The organism is Allobosea sp. P1_B10 (assembly GCF_056406735.1).
This window is the reverse complement of sequence record NZ_JBFTZP010000001.1, coordinates 770,389-786,430: the sequence shown is the minus strand read 5'-3', so window position 1 is coordinate 786,430 and position 16,042 is coordinate 770,389. Positions and strand designations below refer to the sequence as shown.

General features: G+C 66.3%; 16 protein-coding genes. 13 read left to right on the top strand and 3 right to left on the bottom strand.

Annotated elements, in window-relative coordinates:
- Window positions 1-367: 367 nt before the first annotated feature.
- Both pepN and AC1D2L_RS03955 read right to left on the bottom strand, forming a co-directional pair.
- Entirely contained in the window at window positions 368-3,013 is a 2,646-nt protein-coding gene (pepN, locus tag AC1D2L_RS03960; RefSeq protein ID WP_476844503.1) for an aminopeptidase N, read from the bottom strand.
- A gap of 92 nt (window positions 3,014-3,105) precedes the next feature.
- Window positions 3,106-4,530: a cation diffusion facilitator family transporter gene (locus AC1D2L_RS03955; RefSeq protein ID WP_476844502.1), complete on the bottom strand. Its 1,425-nt coding sequence runs from the start codon at window positions 4,528-4,530 to the stop codon at window positions 3,106-3,108.
- Window positions 4,531-4,626: 96 nt separating this feature from the next.
- On the opposite strand from AC1D2L_RS03955, the gene AC1D2L_RS03950 reads away from it, so the two are divergent.
- The 7 genes from AC1D2L_RS03950 (at window position 4,627) to ureC (ending at window position 10,717) form a co-directional block, all read left to right on the top strand.
- Window positions 4,627-5,076, top strand: a complete 450-nt coding sequence (locus tag AC1D2L_RS03950; RefSeq protein ID WP_476844501.1) for a VOC family protein — start codon at window positions 4,627-4,629, stop codon at window positions 5,074-5,076.
- Between the two features lie 207 nt (window positions 5,077-5,283).
- Complete coding sequence (locus AC1D2L_RS03945) at window positions 5,284-6,177, top strand: PfkB family carbohydrate kinase (RefSeq protein WP_476844500.1); 894 nt, start codon at window positions 5,284-5,286, stop codon at window positions 6,175-6,177.
- A 113-nt stretch (window positions 6,178-6,290) separates the two neighbouring features.
- On the top strand, window positions 6,291-7,145 hold the full coding sequence (locus AC1D2L_RS03940) for an urease accessory protein UreD (RefSeq protein WP_476844499.1): 855 nt from the start codon (window positions 6,291-6,293) through the stop codon (window positions 7,143-7,145).
- A 10-nt stretch (window positions 7,146-7,155) separates the two neighbouring features.
- Window positions 7,156-7,476: a hypothetical protein gene (locus AC1D2L_RS03935; protein ID WP_476844498.1), complete on the top strand. Its 321-nt coding sequence runs from the start codon at window positions 7,156-7,158 to the stop codon at window positions 7,474-7,476.
- The gene (locus AC1D2L_RS03930) at window positions 7,473-8,093 is read left to right on the top strand and encodes an urease subunit gamma (RefSeq protein ID WP_476844497.1); all 621 of its coding nucleotides are present in this window, start codon (window positions 7,473-7,475) and stop codon (window positions 8,091-8,093) included. Before AC1D2L_RS03935 ends, AC1D2L_RS03930 begins: the two co-directional genes overlap by 4 nt.
- 34 nt (window positions 8,094-8,127) lie before the next feature.
- Window positions 8,128-8,940 carry a DUF1003 domain-containing protein gene (locus AC1D2L_RS03925; RefSeq protein WP_476844496.1) on the top strand — a complete coding sequence of 271 codons (813 nt, stop codon included), beginning with the start codon at window positions 8,128-8,130 and terminating at the stop codon, window positions 8,938-8,940.
- 40 nt (window positions 8,941-8,980) lie between these two features.
- The gene (ureC, locus tag AC1D2L_RS03920; protein ID WP_476844495.1) at window positions 8,981-10,717 is read left to right on the top strand and encodes an urease subunit alpha; all 1,737 of its coding nucleotides are present in this window, start codon (window positions 8,981-8,983) and stop codon (window positions 10,715-10,717) included.
- Window positions 10,718-10,902: 185 nt separating this feature from the next.
- Here ureC and AC1D2L_RS03915 read toward each other — a convergent pair whose 3' ends face one another.
- The gene (locus AC1D2L_RS03915; protein ID WP_476844494.1) at window positions 10,903-11,526 is read right to left on the bottom strand and encodes an FMN-dependent NADH-azoreductase; all 624 of its coding nucleotides are present in this window, start codon (window positions 11,524-11,526) and stop codon (window positions 10,903-10,905) included.
- Window positions 11,527-11,603: 77 nt separating this feature from the next.
- Here AC1D2L_RS03915 and AC1D2L_RS03910 point away from each other — a divergent pair, with 77 nt between their 5' ends.
- From AC1D2L_RS03910 to AC1D2L_RS03885, 6 genes are all read left to right on the top strand, one after another.
- Window positions 11,604-12,023: a winged helix-turn-helix transcriptional regulator gene (locus AC1D2L_RS03910; protein ID WP_476844493.1), complete on the top strand. Its 420-nt coding sequence runs from the start codon at window positions 11,604-11,606 to the stop codon at window positions 12,021-12,023.
- A 136-nt stretch (window positions 12,024-12,159) separates the two neighbouring features.
- Complete coding sequence (locus tag AC1D2L_RS03905) at window positions 12,160-12,918, top strand: urease accessory protein UreE (protein WP_476844492.1); 759 nt, start codon at window positions 12,160-12,162, stop codon at window positions 12,916-12,918.
- A 6-nt stretch (window positions 12,919-12,924) separates the two neighbouring features.
- Window positions 12,925-13,611: an urease accessory protein UreF gene (locus AC1D2L_RS03900; RefSeq protein WP_476844491.1), complete on the top strand. Its 687-nt coding sequence runs from the start codon at window positions 12,925-12,927 to the stop codon at window positions 13,609-13,611.
- A complete protein-coding gene (ureG, locus tag AC1D2L_RS03895) occupies window positions 13,608-14,240 on the top strand; it encodes an urease accessory protein UreG (RefSeq protein WP_476844490.1) in 633 nt (210 codons plus the stop codon). The genes AC1D2L_RS03900 and ureG overlap by 4 nt, the downstream gene beginning before the upstream one ends.
- Window positions 14,241-14,268: 28 nt before the next feature.
- Complete coding sequence (locus AC1D2L_RS03890) at window positions 14,269-14,850, top strand: HupE/UreJ family protein (protein WP_476844489.1); 582 nt, start codon at window positions 14,269-14,271, stop codon at window positions 14,848-14,850.
- 107 nt (window positions 14,851-14,957) lie between these two features.
- Complete coding sequence (locus tag AC1D2L_RS03885; protein ID WP_476844488.1) at window positions 14,958-15,971, top strand: DNA topoisomerase IB; 1,014 nt, start codon at window positions 14,958-14,960, stop codon at window positions 15,969-15,971.
- Window positions 15,972-16,042: the final 71 nt, after the last annotated feature.

Here is a 16,042-nt window from a genome sequence, read left to right as displayed (position 1 = left end):
GATGATGATGAAGACCGCAACAAGCGCGGGCAGAACTGTCCGGAAAGTCGGTTCGAGGGTTTCAAACCGCTGATAAAGCGGATGAGTCAGCGATCTCGCGACTCCCAGAATCGTGCGTGCGCGCACAGGTGCGCAGCTCGCGTTGGCACGCGTCATGCCCGTTCCCCTTCGGATACTTTACCGTGAGAGTCGGGAGACGTGCCGCATCCCCGCGAATCACAGTCAATAGAATCCGCGGAGGTGCCTTTGTCCAGCTTCGAGTTGAGTGAACCCGTACGAATTCGCCTTAAGGTTGTAGCGCTTAGGCGAATGAATCTTGTGCGGGTAATGAAACGTTAACCATACGGACAGATTGCCCGAACGCGGCTCAGGCGAGCGTGCGTTCGGCGATGTCGGAGACATCTCGGGACAGGCCCGGGGAGCGGGCGACGGCTCGAAGCGCGGCCTCGGCGAGACCCTTGCGGCCCGGTTCCAGCATGCGCCAGCTCTTGAACGAACCGAGCAGCCGCGAAGCGATCTGGGGATTGCTCCTGTCGAGCGCGCTCACCATCGCGCCGATGAACTGGTAGCCTGCGCCGTCCGCGCGGTTGAACTGCGTCAGGTTGCCGGCAAAGCCGCCGATCAGCGCACGCACCCGGTTCGGATTGGTCAGGGCAAACGCAGGGTGCTGCATCAGGTCCTTCACGCGATCGAGCGTGCCGGCCTCCGCGATTAGCGCCTGCGCCAGCAGCCATTTGTCGAGCACCAGTGGTTCAGCGGCATAAGCCTCTCCGAAGCGTGCGATCAGGTTTTCGCGGGCCTCGCCCGGGATCAGCGTCATCGCGGCGAGGGCGGCGAGGCGATCGGTGAGGTTGTCGGCCGTGGCAAACTGCGCCTCCGCGAGGTTCGCACCGGCTTCGGCATCGGCGATGGCGATCAACCCGAGCGCTTCGTTGCGCAAGGCACGCCGGCCGGCCGAGGCGGCATCGGGGCTGTAGGGGCCGCTGACCGCAAGGGCCTCGCGCATCTCGCTCAGCGGCGCGCGCAGGCTCTGGCCGACCTCGCTGCAGAGGCGGCGATGCGCCGTGAATATCGCCTGCGGATCGATGTCGCGGCCGATTTCGCGCGCGATGTCGGCCGGTGCGGGCAGCCGCAGCACCTGCGCGGCGAAGGCGGGGTCCGCCAGGGCCTGGGTCTCGACGAAGCTGCGCAGCGCGGTCGCTATCTCGCCGCTCTTCCGGGCGAGGGCGGCAAAGTCGCCGCCGGGCCGTCCCGCCGTCACCAGCGCGCGCGTCGCGACGCTTTGCAAGGCCTGCCAGCGGTTGAAGGAATCGCTGTCCGCCGAGAACAGTCGCAGCAGATCGCCGTCGCTCAGGTCGAGTTCGAGCCGTGCAGGCGCTGAGAAGCCGCGCAGCAGGGAGGGGATCGGCATCTCCGCGACATCGGTAAAGGTCACCGACAGGCTCGGGCGGTCGAGCACGATCAGGCCGTTGCCGACATAGGCCGGCGAATCCGTCTCGAGCGGCAGATCGCCCGCCCTGCCGACCAGCCCGAGCGCCACCGGCAGCACCACCGGCTGTTTCCGCGGCTGGTCTGGGGTGGGTGGCGTCGTCTGGGCGAGGTCGAGCGTGAACGTCTTAAGCCGCGCGTCGTAGTAGCCCGAGGCGACGATGCTGGGGGTGCCGGCCTGGTCATACCAGCGTGCGAACTGGGTCAGGTCGCGTCCGGATGTTTCTGCGAAGCAGGCCAGGAATTCCTCGATCGTCGCCGCCGTGCCGTCGCAGCGCTCGAAATAGAGGTCCATGCCGGCCTTGAAGGCATCGTCACCGATCAGGTTCTTGAGCATGCGGATCACCTCCGCGCCCTTCTCGTAGACCGTCGGCGTGTAGAAGTTGTTGATTTCCTTATAGGCGCGGGGCCTTACCGGGTGGGCGAGGGGGCCTGCGTCCTCCGAAAACTGGGTCGCGCGCAGGGTCCTCACATCGGCTATGCGCTTGACCGGGCGCGAGCGTTCATCGGCCGAAAATTCCTGGTCGCGGAAGACGGTGAGGCCTTCCTTGAGGCAGAGCTGGAACCAGTCGCGGCAGGTGATGCGATTGCCGGTCCAGTTGTGGAAATACTCATGCGCGATGATCGCCTCGATCGAGGCATAGTCGCCATCGCTCGCGGTCTGCGGGTCGGCCAGCACATATTTGTCGTTGAAGATGTTGAGGCCCTTGTTCTCCATCGCGCCCATATTGAAGTCAGACACGGCGACGACGTTGAACACGTCGAGATCATAATTGCGGCCGAAGACGCGCTCGTCCCAGCGCATGCAGCGAATGAGCGAATCCATCGCCCAGCCAGCGCGGTCGGCCTTGCCGGGCTCGACATAGACCGCAAGCTCGACGGAGGTCCCATCGGCTGTGACGTAGTCCTCACGAACACGGTCGAGCGCGCCGCCGACGAGCGCGAACAGATAGGCGGGCTTGGGGTGCGGGTCATGCCAGACAGCGAAATGCCGGTCGCCGCCCGGGACATCGCCCGTCGCCACGAGGTTGCCGTTGGCGAGCAGCACGGGCGCCTCGGCCTTCTCGGCCTCAAGACGCACGGTGTAGACCGACATCACGTCGGGCCGATCGAGGAAATAGGTGATGCGCCGGAAACCATCGGCCTCGCACTGCGTGCAGTAGACGTTCGAGGAGCGGTAAAGACCCATCAGCTTGGTGTTGGCCGAGGGGTCTAGCACCGTCTCGATGGTCAGTGTGAAGCCTCGCTGCGGCGGCGCATGGATGATTAGGGCCTGCGCGCTCGCGTCATAGGCGTCGCCCGGCAGCACCGTGCCGTCTAGCGCGAGGGACGCGAGTGCCAGTTCGTCGCCGTCAAGGCGAAGGGGCGCGCCTGCCTGCCCGGCTGGGTTCGGCCGCAGCGCCAACAACGTACGCACCCGTGTCTTGTGCGCGTCGAGGCTGACGTCGAGGTCGACGGTGTCGATCAGCCAGTCCGAGGGGCGGTAATCCTCGAGGCGGATCAGCGGGGCATCTTCGGTGCGCATGCGAGACCTGACGAAACGAGCTGTGTCGTTGCGTGTGTAGCCCTTGCTCCGCGCGGCCGAAAGCCTGCACCGCGCAGGAGCCCGGCGAAGCCTCAGCCCGGCAGCGGTTCCGCGTGGCTGACGAGCCGGCAGACGCGCGGCCGCGCCCGCCTGACCGCGCGCTCGATTGCGTCGACGGCCTCGTGCACGGCCATGACGTCGAGCGTGGGGTCGACACGGCAGTGATAGTTCACCACCAGCCCGTTCTCCGTCTCGCGCACGCGCACGCTGTGGATGTCGCGGACCGGCCCGCCAAGGGTGGTGGCCTCGCCGGCGAGCGCCTTGCCGATGTCCTCGACCGTTTCCCATGCGGCATTGTGGCCGGAGGGCTGACCGGTTTCCATGGGCTCGATATGAGTCTCGACCTCGGTCTCGCCGCCGAACTCCGCCCGGATCGCAGCCTCCAGCCGCGAGGCGATGTCGTGGGCTTCGCTCAGGGGCAGTCTGGCGTCGACCTCCATGTCGAGGCTGACCGAGAGCCGTTCGCCAATGCTGTGCACTGTGACGTGATGCACGGGGATCTTGAGCTTGAGCGCGATCAGGAGCACGCGCTCCAGCGCCGTCTCGTCGTCGACCTGGATCGGATTGGCTGCGACGGTGATCTCGGCGCCGGGTTCGATCTGCTGGATCGCGTCGAGGAGCGTCTGCTTGATCGCCACGACCCGGTCCAGCGGCAATGTCCGCGAAACCCGGATGCCGATCTCGCCAAGGATGCGCCCGCCCGCAGGCCGGACCCTGATCCAGTCGATCGCGACTATGCCGGCAACTGCGCTCGCGGCATCGTGCAGGCGCTCGCTCAGGCCCTTGGGAGCGGCATCGAGGAGCGTGTCGATCGTGCGGCGCCCGAGCTTGAATGCCGAGAACACCATGAAGGCGGCAATCGCGAAGGCAGCGACCGTGTCGGCTCGCACGAAGCCGTACCAGGATGCCACCAGCCCGGCGAGGACCAGCGCCGAGCCGACGAAATCCGTCGAGAAATGCGTGGCCTCTGCCGCCAGCGCGTCGCTGCCGGTCTCGCGGGCGACGACGGTCAAGGAGCGCCAGCGAATGGAGTCGACGATCATGGAGAGCAGCATGACGCCGATGACGATGGGCGTCACCGAGACGGTTTCGATCTGGGCAGTCCAGAGCCGGCTGCCGGCTTCCCACAGGATCGCGCCAGCCAGGGCGAACAGGATCGCGGTCTCGATCAGCGCCGCAAGCGCCTCCACCTTGCCGTGGCCGTAATGGTGCCTGTCATCCGCGGGCTTGTCGGCGGCGCGCACGGCAAACCATGTGAACAGCGTCGAGCCGATGTCGATCACGCCCTGCAGCGCATCTGTCATCAGGGCGAGCGAGCCCGAGAGCACCGCCGCGACTCCCTTGGCGAGTGTCAGCAGGATGGTCGCCATCACCGAAAGGATTGCCGCGCGCTGCTTGATGCTGGAGATTGTGCTCGCGTCGAGTCGCGCGGGCGCTTCGCCTTGCGTTTGGTTCATAGCGCTCTCGCGTCCCGCCTCTTGGAATGCGCAGGGTTTGGCCCGATCTAGGGCCGAGATCAACCCGTCGGTGATCGAAACTAGGGGACGTCCACGATGCGATATCTACACACCATGGTGCGGGTCACCGATCTCGATGCGTCGCTCGACTTTTACGTGAACAAGTTCGGGATGGTCGAGACGCGGCGCATCGAGAGCGAAAAGGGCCGCTTCACGCTGGTCTTCCTGGCATCGTCCGATGACGTCGAGCATGTCCGCAACGGTGGCAGCCGTGGCACCCCGACGCTCGAGCTGACCTATAACTGGGACCCGGAGGTGTATGCCGGCGGTCGCAATTTCGGCCATCTCGCTTATGAGGTCGATGATATCTACGCCACCTGCGACAAGCTGATGAAGGCCGGCGTCACGATCAACCGCCCGCCGCGCGACGGCAACATGGCGTTCGTGCGCTCGCCCGACAACATCTCGATCGAGATACTCCAGAAGGGCGAGCCCAAGGCGCCGGCCGAGCCTTGGCTCAGCATGCAAAACACCGGGGCCTGGTAAGCCGGTTCCGGCGCCACGCGCGGTATCCTCCGGTGGGACCATATGAATTAGTCCCTGCCGGAGGACAGCTGTGGCGCTGGTGATCATCACCCGCGACACCATCGGGGTCTCAGGAAAGCGGTCCGCGCCGCGCTGGACGAGGCGCGGACCATGGTCTGTCGGCGCGGCCGCTCGTGGCCCGCACGCCATTGCACGCATTGAGGCCTCATGACCGGCGTCTTCTGTCTAGGCATTGCTACGCTCGACTACGTCTACGGCGTCGACACCATGCCGACCCGCCCCGAAAAGCACCGAGCGCGCGACCTCGCCGTGGTTGGCGGCGGTTGTGCCGGCAATGCCTCGGTCGCCGTGGCGCGGCTGGGCGGCAGGTCATGGCTGGCGACGCGTCTTGGCGACGACCTGACCGGCGACCGCATCCTCGCCGATCTCGCAGAAGAGGGCGTCGAGACCGGCCCGGCACTGCGGTTTGCCGGGTTACGCTCGCCGGTATCGGCCATCTTCGTCGACGCGGCAGCCGAGCGCCTGGTGATGTCCTATTCCGATCCCGCCATGCCGGATTCCGCCGAGGGCTTGCCGGCGCGTCTGCCCGAAGGAGCGAAGGCGGTCCTGGCCGACATCCGCTGGGTCGAGGGCGCACGAGCGATCTTCCAGCGGGCGCGAGAGGCCGGAGTGCCAGCCGTACTCGATGCCGATCGCAATCCGCCTCATCCCGAACTCGTCTCCAGCGCCACCCATGTCGCCTTCAGCGCGCAGGCGCTGCTCGAAGCGTCGGGCGAGGAGGATCCGCGGCTGGGCCTTGCCAGGCTCGCACAGGGTACCGGCACCTGGCTTGCGGTGACGCTGGGCCATGAAGGCGTGCTGTTCCTGGAGAATGGCGAGATCGCCCATTCGCCGGCCTTCGATGTCGCAGCGGTCGATACGCTCGGCGCGGGCGATGTCTGGCACGGGGCCTTCGCGCTTGCGCTGGCGGAGGGGCAGGGCGAGCGCGCCGCAATCCGCTTTGCGTCCGCTGTCGCCGCCATCAAATGCACGCGCTTCGGCGGACGCGCTGGCACGCCCGGTCGCGGCGACGTCGAGCGCTTTCTCGCAGCAAACAGCTGAAGCCTGCCGCTAAGGCGAGTTGCCTAAAATTGAGGCGTTGCGACGGAGCATCGCTCTTGCCCGATAAGCGGGCGCGCGGAAGATTGACGCCACCTTTCGCCCGAGAGCCCTGCATGTTCGCGCCGCCTGTCCCGGCCGCAATCGATCCGCTCCTTCCGGCCTATGTCCGCGCTTCCGGCGGCGTCCGGCTGCGCTTTGGCCGCGTTGGCATGCGCACGCATCGGCTGGAACTCGCGGAGTCCGGCGGCTACCGCGCCCGCTTCCCCACGACCTTCGACGCCACCAGCGAGGCCGTCCTGATCAACACGGGCGGCGGCATGGCCGGTGGCGACGCGATGCGTGTCGAGGCGGTGATGGGGCCCGGCAGCGATGCCGTCATCACCACCCAGGCGGCCGAGAAGATCTATCGCAGCCAGGGCGCTGATACGCGCATCGAGACGAAACTGTCGCTGGAGACGGGCGCCAGTCTCGCCTGGCTGCCGCAGGAGAGCATCCTGTTCTCCGGGGCCAGGCTGTCGCGCAGCCTGACGATCGATCTGGCTGCCGATACACGTCTCGTTGCCTGCGAATCCGTGTTCTTTGGCCGCAGTGCGATGGGCGAGACCGTGCTGCGCGGCGCATTGCGGGACCGCTGGCGCATCCGGCGCGAGGGCCGGCTGATTTTTGCCGACGACCTCAGGCTGGATGGCGCGATCGCCGCCAACCTTGCCCGTCTCGCGGTGGCTGCGGGTGCGAAAGCGGCCGCGACCATAGTCGCAGCCGGACCCGACCATCTCGCCGGGCTCGATGCTCTGCGCGAGCGTCTTGCCGGAGCGGATTTCGCCGATGTCGAGGCCGGAGCCGGCATCGTGTCCGACCTGCTGGTGATCCGGCTGCTCTCCCTCGATGCGCAGGCGCTTCGTCGCGTCCTCGTCACGATGCTGGGGCAATTGACCGGCCGTGCGCTGCCGCGCACCTGGTCAACCTGAGGAGAGCGTCATGCTGGCGATCAAGGGTCTCAAATGCATCTACGACACCGGCGCGCGGGGCTGGTCGCTGGAACTCATCCTGGGCGGTGAGGGCGACGAAGCGGTTCGCCGCTTCGAGGTCGACGGTCCCGACGACGCCGAGATGCTGATCGAGGCGTTCGAGCAATCCTCCTCCAGCCTCTTCGACCCCGCCACCGGCGAGATCGTCTTCGCCTATGAGTACGCCGAGTACGGCGATGACGAGGACGAGGACGACGAGGAAGACGACGAGGACGAAGATGACGCGGAGGACGATGCCTCCGAAGACGAAGACAAGAAGGTCAAGTCATGAACCTGACGCCGCGCGAGAAGGACAAGCTCCTCATTGCCATGGCTGCCATGGTGGCGAGGCGCAGGCTCGAGCGCGGCGTCAAGCTCAACTATCCGGAAGCCATCGCGCTGATCACCGACTTCGTCGTCGAGGGCGCGCGCGATGGCAGATCGGTCGCCGACCTCATGGAGGCCGGCGCACATGTCATCGCTGCCGACCAGGTCATGGACGGGATCGCCGAGTTGATCCACGACGTGCAGGTCGAGGCGACCTTTCCCGACGGCACCAAGCTCGTCACGGTGCATGAGCCGATCCGCGGTTCGGCCGGTCGCCTGACGCCGGGCGAGATCACGACACTGCCGGGCGATCTGATCATGAACGAGGGCCGCGAGAGCCTGACGCTCACGGTCGCCAATTCGGGCGACAGGCCGATCCAGATCGGCTCGCATTACCATTTCTTCGAGGCCAACCCCGCCTTGCGCTTCGAGCGCGACCGGGCGCGCGGCTTCCGCCTCGATATCCCCGCCGGCACCGCCGTGCGCTTCGAGCCCGGCCAGACCCGCGAGGTCAGACTTGTGGCCCTGGCGGGTAAACGAGAGGTCTATGGCTTCCGCCAGGAGATCATGGGTAAGCTCTAGCCGCGCCGCCTCGCGGCACGCTCGGGAACCGCCCATGACAGACATCGCCGCAGAGCCGCCTCGTCCCGCGACCGAAAACGGCAACAGCAAGCACGGTGTCTGTGCGATTTCCGGCACAGAAACCAGCCGCAAGAACCTCGTGCCGCTGGAGACCTTGCGCCCGTCACTGGCGGAACGGATCCTCACCGATTTTCCGCATCTGACCGAGCAAAGCCTGATCAGCAAGGCAGCCCTGGCCCGCTATCGCACGCGCTATGTCGAGGAAATCCTGCGCGAGGAGCATGGCGAATATTCGGACCTCGACCGCCAGGTGGTCGAGAGCATCGCCAAGCAGGATACGATCGCAGCCAATGTCGAGGAGGATTTCGACGAGAAACGCACGCTGGGCGAGCGCCTCTCGGACGGGCTGGCGAGCTTTGGCGGTTCCTGGTCATTCCTGATCAGTTTCGGCTGCGTGCTCGTGGTCTGGATGGCGATCAACGTGATCGTGGGGCTCGACCGGGCTTTCGATCCCTATCCCTTCATCCTGCTGAACCTCGTGCTCTCCTGCATCGCGGCGATCCAGGCGCCGATCATCATGATGAGCCAGCGCCGGCAGGAGCAGAAGGATCGCCTGCGCTCCTCAAACGATTATCAGGTGAACCTGAAGGCCGAACTCGAGATCCGCCATCTCCATGAGAAGATCGATCACCTGATCACCAAGCAGTGGCAGCGCCTGGCCGAGATCCAGCAGGTCCAGCTCGAGATGCTGCAGGAGCAGCGTCCGAAGGCCAGACGCAAGGCTGTCGCCAAGACACCAAAGCGCAAAGGCGGAGGATCGCCGCCGCCGCCGGCTGCGTCGGTCTGAGATTTGCTTGCAGCCTCCCGATCGGAATCAGAGAGACGCCATGCCCTTTGCCTTCCCGCGCAACGCCTATGCCGCGATGTTCGGCCCCACCACCGGCGACATCGTCCGGCTGGGCGACACCGAGTTGCGGATCAAGGTCGAGAAGGACTTCACCACCTATGGCGAGGAGGTGAAGTTCGGCGGCGGCAAGGTCATCCGCGACGGCATGGGCCAAAGCCAGGTCCGCAACGCCGATGGCGCCGTCGACACCGTCATCACCAATGCGCTGATCCTGGACCATTGGGGCATCGTGAAAGCCGATATCGGCATCAGGGCAGGGCGCATCTGCGCCATCGGCAAGGCCGGCAATCCCGATATCCAGGCCGGCTTCGGCAATTTCGATCCCTCCGAGACCATCATCGTCGGCCCCGGCACCGAGGTCATCGCTGGCGAGGGCAAGATCATCACCGCCGGCGGCTTCGACAGCCACATCCATTACATCTGCCCGCAGCAGATCGAGGACGCGCTGATGTCAGGCCTGACCACCATGCTCGGCGGCGGCACCGGCCCCGCCCATGGCACGCTGGCGACCACCTGCACGCCCGGCCCCTGGCATCTCGGCCAGATGATCAAGGCGGCCGACGCCTTTCCGATGAACCTCGCCTTCGCCGGCAAGGGTAATGCGGCGCTGCCGGGCGCGCTGGTCGAGATGATCGAGGCCGGCGCCTGCGCCATGAAGCTGCACGAGGACTGGGGCACGACCCCTGCCGCGATCGACAACTGCCTCTCGGTCGCCGACGACTACGATGTCCAGGTGATGATCCACACCGATACCCTCAACGAGAGCGGCTTCGTCGAGGACACCATCAAGGCATTCAAGGGCCGCACCATCCACGCCTTCCACACCGAGGGCGCCGGCGGCGGCCATGCGCCCGACATCATGAAGGTGGCGGGGCTGCCCAACGTCCTGCCCTCGTCGACCAATCCGACGCGTCCCTTCACGGTTAATACGCTCGACGAGCACCTCGACATGCTGATGGTCTGCCATCACCTGTCGCCCTCGATCCCCGAGGACCTCGCCTTCGCCGAGAGCCGCATCCGCAAGGAGACGATTGCGGCTGAAGACATCCTTCACGATCTCGGCGCGCTATCGATGATGTCGTCGGATTCACAGGCGATGGGGCGCGTCGGCGAGGTCATCACCCGGACCTGGCAGACGGCGCACAAGATGAAGGTCCAGCGCGGAACGCTCGCGCAGGATGTCGGCACCGGCGCCGACAATTTCCGCGCCAAGCGCTACGTCGCGAAATACACGATCAACCCCGCGATCGCGCATGGCATCTCGCGCCATATCGGCTCGGTGGAGATTGGAAAACTCGCGGATCTGGTGATGTGGTCGCCGGCCTTCTTCGGCGCCAAGCCAGACATGGTGATCAAGGGCGGCATGATCGCGGCAGCCCCGATGGGCGATCCCAACGCCTCGATCCCGACGCCGCAGCCGGTGCATTACCGCCCGATGTTCGGCGCCTTCGGCAAGGCCGTGACGTCGACCTCGCTGGTCTTCGTCTCGCAGGCGGCGCTCGCCAACGGCCTGCGCAACCGTCTGGGGACCGAGAAGGAGATGGTCGCGGTGGAGAATACCCGCGGCGGCATCTCCAAGAAGAGCATGATCCACAACGACGCCACGCCAGACATCCAGATCGACCCGGAAACCTATGCGGTGGTGGCCGATGGCGAATTGCTGGTCTGCGAGCCCGCCAGGGAATTGCCGCTGGCGCAGCGCTACTTTTTGTTCTGACAGGTTTTCGCAGAGCGACGACGCTAACCGTCATTGCGAGCGCAGCGAAGCAATCCAGAACGGACGCGCTCGACGTCTCCCTGGATTGCTTCGTCGCTGCGCTCCTCGGAATGACGCCCTCAAGCGGCGCTGCTCGCTCGATAGTCGGACCGCTCGCCTGAGCTGGCGGGAGCCTTGGCTGCCGATCAGGCCGCCTTGGCGCTCGCGACGGGCAAGGCGTTGGCCGCAACCACGGCGTTCGTGAGCGCGGCCTTGCGCTGGTCGGGGCCGAGGTTGACGCCCTCGGCACGGACGAATTCGACATCGGTGATGCCGATGAACCCGAACACCGCGCGCAGATAAGGCTCCTGGAAGTCCAGCGGAGCGGCCGGGGCGCCATCCGAGTAAACGCCGCCACGAGCGATCGCGACGATCAGGCGCTTGCCGCCGGCCAGGCCCTGCGGACCGGTTTCGGTGTAGCGAAAGGTCTTGTCGCGGACCAAGACGCGGTCCAGCCAGGCCTTGAGCTGCGACGGGATCGCGAAATTATACATGGGCGCGCCGATGACAACGACGTCTGCGCTCAGGAACTCGTCCATGATCGCGGCGCTGTCGGCCACTTCCTGCTGGAAGCTTTCGCTGCCAGGCGCACCCGCCGCGGCGGCGAGATAGGCGCCCGACAGATGCGGCACGGGGTCGGCGGCGAGGTCGCGATAGGTGACGGCAAGGCTGGGATCGGAGTTGCGCAGCCCGGCGACGATGGCGGCCGAAACCTCCCGGCTGGCCGAGTTCTCGCCAAGGATGCTGGAATCGAGATGAAGCAGTTTCATGGGGGAGCCTCTATGGTATACGTTTGATACCGAGGCTATGTACGAGCCTGCAAGAAACGCCACAAGGAGGCACATTTTTGGAACAGGGGCACATTCATGTAACCGAGAGCTGTCGCCTCGTCGCACCTATCCTCAATCGCGTCGGCGACAAATGGAGCATCCAGATCGTCCGCCTGCTCGGCGACGGTCCCAGGCGCTTCAACGAGATCAAGCGGCTGATCGACGGCATCTCGCAACGCATGCTGACGCTCACCTTGCGGGGGCTCGAGCGTGACGGGCTGGTGAGCCGGACGGTGTTTCCGACCATCCCGCCGCGCGTCGACTACGAGTTGACCGATCTCGGCCGCTCGCTGTGGGAGCCTGTGCAGGCGCTCGGCGTCTGGGCGTTCGAGCATCTCGAACAGATCCACACGGCGCAGTTGAAGTTCGACAACCGCCTTGCCGAAGGCGACGAGCAGCCGCGCAAGATCCCGCTGCCCAAGGTCAGCGCGGCCTGAGAGTTACGGCGCCGCATCGGCTCATCGCTTGCCTGTGCAAGTCGGGACTTGCGCACGGGGCCGGCTGGTGGTCGAAGTGGCGCAAGCTGCGATCTCCTGATCGCTACCGAGCCATCAACATCACGGAATTGACATCATGCTTCGCGCCACCTCCGTCGTTCGCAAGGCCGCGGTCAAGGCGGACAAGGTCGTCGAGACGCTGACGCTCGACCACGAGGATCGCAACCGTCGCCGGCTCGCTCTCAAGGGCGATGGCGGGCTCGACATCCTGCTCGATCTCGACAAGCCGACCGCGCTTAGCGATGGCGACGCCGTGAAGCTCGAGGACGGCCGCCTCGTCCAGATCAAGGCAGCCGCGCAAAGCCTGCTCGAGATCCGCGCCGAAAACCCGCTGCGCCTGATGCGCGTCGCCTGGCATATCGGCAACCGGCACACCCCGGCCGAGATCACCGCCGACGCGATCTATATCGAGAACGATCACGTCCTGGCCGAGATGGTGCGTGGGCAGGGCTGCGCCATGGCGCTGGTGACGCGCCCGTTCCAGCCCGAGCGTGGCGCCTATGATCATGACGGGCACGACCACGCCAGTTGTGACCACCCTAGCCATGCCCATGGTCACGACCATACCCATGGTCACGACCATGCTCATGCGCATCATGACCACGATCACGCCCACGCGCATGATCATGAAGGGCATGATCACAAGGGCCATGACCACAAGGCGCACGATCACGCCCACGACCATGCCGCGCATGATCACGGGCATGCACACGCTCACGGCGCCGCCTGCGGCTGCGGACATGAGCACAGTGATCACGACCATGGCCACAAGCATGATCACGGCCACAAGCATGGGGCCGAGCACGGCCATAAGGGTCACTCGCACGATCACTGAACGCCGATGACATCTTCGGCTTCGGCCCATCTGCCGCTCATGGTCTGGCTGTCGCCGTCCTTTCCGGTCGGCGCCTTTGCGTACTCGCATGGGCTCGAATGGGCTTTCGAGGTCGGCGACCTCAATGACCGTGCCACGTTGACCGACTGGCTCGATGTGCTGGTGCAGCACGGCTCGCTGCGCAACGATCTCATCCTGTTCGCCTGCGCCTATCGCGCCTGCCGCGAGGGAGATGGCGCGGGTCTGGCGCAAGCCGCCGAGCTTGCGCTGGCGCTGGCGAATTCGGCGGAACGCCGGCTCGAGACTGTGACCCAGGGCAACGCGTTCCTCGCCGCCGGTCGCGCCGCATGGCCCTGCGAGGCTTTCGATGCCTTGAGAGCGACCTGGACCGGCGACATCGCCTATCCCATCGCGATCTCGGTCGCTGCTGCTGGCCACGGTGTACCGCTGCTGCCCGCTCTGGAGGCCTACGGGCTGGGCTTCGTCGCCAACCTGGTCTCGGCTTCCGTGCGGCTCGGCATCGTCGGGCAGACTGACGGCCAGCGCATCACGGCTGGCTTGGTGCCGGTCTTGCATGAGGCCGCGGCAGCCGCCGAGACGGCAACGCTCGACGATCTCGGAGGCTGCGCCCTGCGTTCGGATCTCGCATCCCTGCGTCACGAAACCCAGTATTCGAGGCTGTTTCGCTCATGACCCGCTCCCCGCACGGCCCCCTGCGCGTCGGCATCGGCGGCCCCGTCGGCTCCGGCAAGACCGCGCTGATGGAGGTTCTGTGCAAGCGCATGCGCGACACCTACGACCTCTGCGCCATCACCAACGACATCTACACCAAGGAGGATGCGCGGCTTCTGACGGTGGCGGGTGCGTTGCCGCAGGAGCGCATCATGGGTGTCGAGACCGGCGGCTGCCCCCACACCGCGATCCGCGAGGACTGCTCGATCAACCTGGCGGCAGTCGAGGAGATGCGGGCAAAGTTTCCCGATCTCGATATGATCCTGATCGAGTCCGGCGGCGACAACCTGGCCGCGACCTTCTCGCCCGAGCTTGCCGACCTGACGATCTACGTCATCGACGTCGCGGCCGGCGAAAAGATCCCGCGCAAGGGAGGTCCGGGCATTACGCGATCCGACCTGCTGGTCATCAACAAGACGGATCTCGCCCCCCATGTCGGCGCCGATCTCGGCGTGATGGAGCGGGACTCGCGCATGATGCGCGGCAAGCGCCCCTTCGTATTCACCAATACGCGCGCGGGCGACGGGGTCGACGCGGTCGTGGATTTCATCGAGATGGCGGGCGGGCTGAAGGCCGTAACGGCCGCCTGACGCGCAGAGCTGGAAGAGGACGATGACCATGAAGACGATGATCAAGCGGGCGGGTTTCACGGCACTGCTGCTGGGCGCGGCCGGGCCGGCGCTGGCGCATACCGGGGTCGGCTCCGTGCACGGTTTCACGGCGGGGCTCGCGCACCCGCTGGCCGGGGCTGATCACCTGCTGGCGATGCTGGCCGTCGGCCTCTGGGCCGGCCTCGTCGGCGGCCGGGCCCGGCTGGCCTATCCGCTCGCATTCGTCGCGATGATGGTGGTTTCGGGCCTGTGGGGCATGTCGGGCGCGGCGCTGCCGGGCGTCGAAATCGGCATCGCGGTATCCGTCATCACGCTCGGACTGGCCATCGCGCTCAAGGCTGCGCCCCCGCTTGCCGCCGGTACCGCCGCCTGCGCGCTGTTTGCGATCTTCCATGGGCACGCCCATGGCGCGGAACTCCCCGAGGGTGCGAGCAGCCTCGGCTATGCGCTCGGCTTCGTGCTCTCGACAGTCGCTCTGCATGGCGCTGGCCTCGCGCTTGCCGGTGTCCTGGCTGCCCGCGCACCGCTCGTCGCACGCATTGCCGGTGGAGGCCTGGCGCTGGCCGGCGTTGCAATCCTGGCGGGCTGAGCAGCCCTGTCGCCACAGTCGCGCTGATTTGATCTCAGCGCGACCCGCCACCCCGGAACCTTGCTGGCGCACCCCGCTTGTACCGCTATCCGGACAGGGTGGGCGGCATGACAGCGCAGGCGACGGAAACAGGTGGTGGCAGACTTAAGCGTATCCCGGCGGCGGCCCTGAGTATCCGCCGCATGAAGCGCGGGCGCGGCTTCTCCTATGCGGATGCCGAGGGCCACGCGATCCGGGATGCCGATACGCTCGACCGGATACGCTCGCTGGCGATCCCGCCCGCCTATGCCGATGTCCGCATCGCCGCAGATCCCCGGGCCCATCTCCAGGCCGTCGGGCGCGACGATGCCGGGCGCATCCAGCATCGCTACCATCCCGATTGGGACAAGGTCCGCGAGCGCCGCAAGCTCGCCCGCCTCAAGCTGCTGGTCGAGGCCTTGCCGAAAATCCGCGCGGCCATCGCGCGCGACCTGAAGCTGCGAACCCTGTGCCGGGAGAAGGCGCTGGCCTGCGCAGCCTGCATCATCGATCGCTGCCACATCCGCGTCGGCAGCGAGAGCTACGCCAAGGCCAATGGCAGCTATGGCGCGTCCACGTTGCTCAAGCGCCATGTGGCCGTGGTCGGCGGCCGGGTTGAACTGACCTTTCGCGGCAAGAGCGGCAAGGACATCGCCTGCGCCTGCGATTTCGCGCCCCTGGCGAGAGCGCTGACGCGCATCATCGCCTTGCCGGGCCGGCGCCTGTTCCAGTACCGTCGCGAGGACGGCACTGTCGCGGCGCTGCATTCCGGCGACATCAACGCCTATCTGGCGGAAGCCGCGGGCATACAGGTCTCGAGCAAGGATCTGCGGATGCTGGCGGCCAATGCCGCGGCTGCCGAACTCCTGCTCGCCAGCGACATCGCCGCGAGCGAAGCCGGCCGCAAGCGCCAGCTTGCCGACATCATGAAGGCGATCTCCGAGCGGCTGGTGAACACGCCGGCCGTGGTGCGCAAGAGCTATGTCCACGAGGTCGTGGTGCGCTCCTATGCCAGCGGCAAGCTCAAGCGCTCCTATGCCAAGGCCCGCGCCCGTGGCGGCTGCAGCCGCATCGAACGCGCGCTGGCGCTGCTGGTGCCATAAGGCTCGGCCGGTTCAGCGCGTCCTGTGACCGAACGTCATCCTGGGCAGTGGCCGTCATTGCGAGGAGCGAA

Coding starts and splice junctions, on each gene's coding strand:
- pepN (WP_476844503.1), bottom strand. CDS start 3,013: ATGCGCACCGAAGATGCCCCGCTGATCCGCCTCGAGGATTACCGCCCC.
- AC1D2L_RS03955 (WP_476844502.1), bottom strand. CDS start 4,530: ATGAACCAAACGCAAGGCGAAGCGCCCGCGCGACTCGACGCGAGCACA.
- AC1D2L_RS03950 (WP_476844501.1), top strand. CDS start 4,627: ATGCGATATCTACACACCATGGTGCGGGTCACCGATCTCGATGCGTCG.
- AC1D2L_RS03945 (WP_476844500.1), top strand. CDS start 5,284: ATGACCGGCGTCTTCTGTCTAGGCATTGCTACGCTCGACTACGTCTAC.
- AC1D2L_RS03940 (WP_476844499.1), top strand. CDS start 6,291: ATGTTCGCGCCGCCTGTCCCGGCCGCAATCGATCCGCTCCTTCCGGCC.
- AC1D2L_RS03935 (WP_476844498.1), top strand. CDS start 7,156: ATGCTGGCGATCAAGGGTCTCAAATGCATCTACGACACCGGCGCGCGG.
- AC1D2L_RS03930 (WP_476844497.1), top strand. CDS start 7,473: ATGAACCTGACGCCGCGCGAGAAGGACAAGCTCCTCATTGCCATGGCT.
- AC1D2L_RS03925 (WP_476844496.1), top strand. CDS start 8,128: ATGACAGACATCGCCGCAGAGCCGCCTCGTCCCGCGACCGAAAACGGC.
- ureC (WP_476844495.1), top strand. CDS start 8,981: ATGCCCTTTGCCTTCCCGCGCAACGCCTATGCCGCGATGTTCGGCCCC.
- AC1D2L_RS03915 (WP_476844494.1), bottom strand. CDS start 11,526: ATGAAACTGCTTCATCTCGATTCCAGCATCCTTGGCGAGAACTCGGCC.
- AC1D2L_RS03905 (WP_476844492.1), top strand. CDS start 12,160: ATGCTTCGCGCCACCTCCGTCGTTCGCAAGGCCGCGGTCAAGGCGGAC.
- AC1D2L_RS03900 (WP_476844491.1), top strand. CDS start 12,925: ATGACATCTTCGGCTTCGGCCCATCTGCCGCTCATGGTCTGGCTGTCG.
- ureG (WP_476844490.1), top strand. CDS start 13,608: ATGACCCGCTCCCCGCACGGCCCCCTGCGCGTCGGCATCGGCGGCCCC.
- AC1D2L_RS03890 (WP_476844489.1), top strand. CDS start 14,269: ATGAAGACGATGATCAAGCGGGCGGGTTTCACGGCACTGCTGCTGGGC.
- AC1D2L_RS03885 (WP_476844488.1), top strand. CDS start 14,958: ATGACAGCGCAGGCGACGGAAACAGGTGGTGGCAGACTTAAGCGTATC.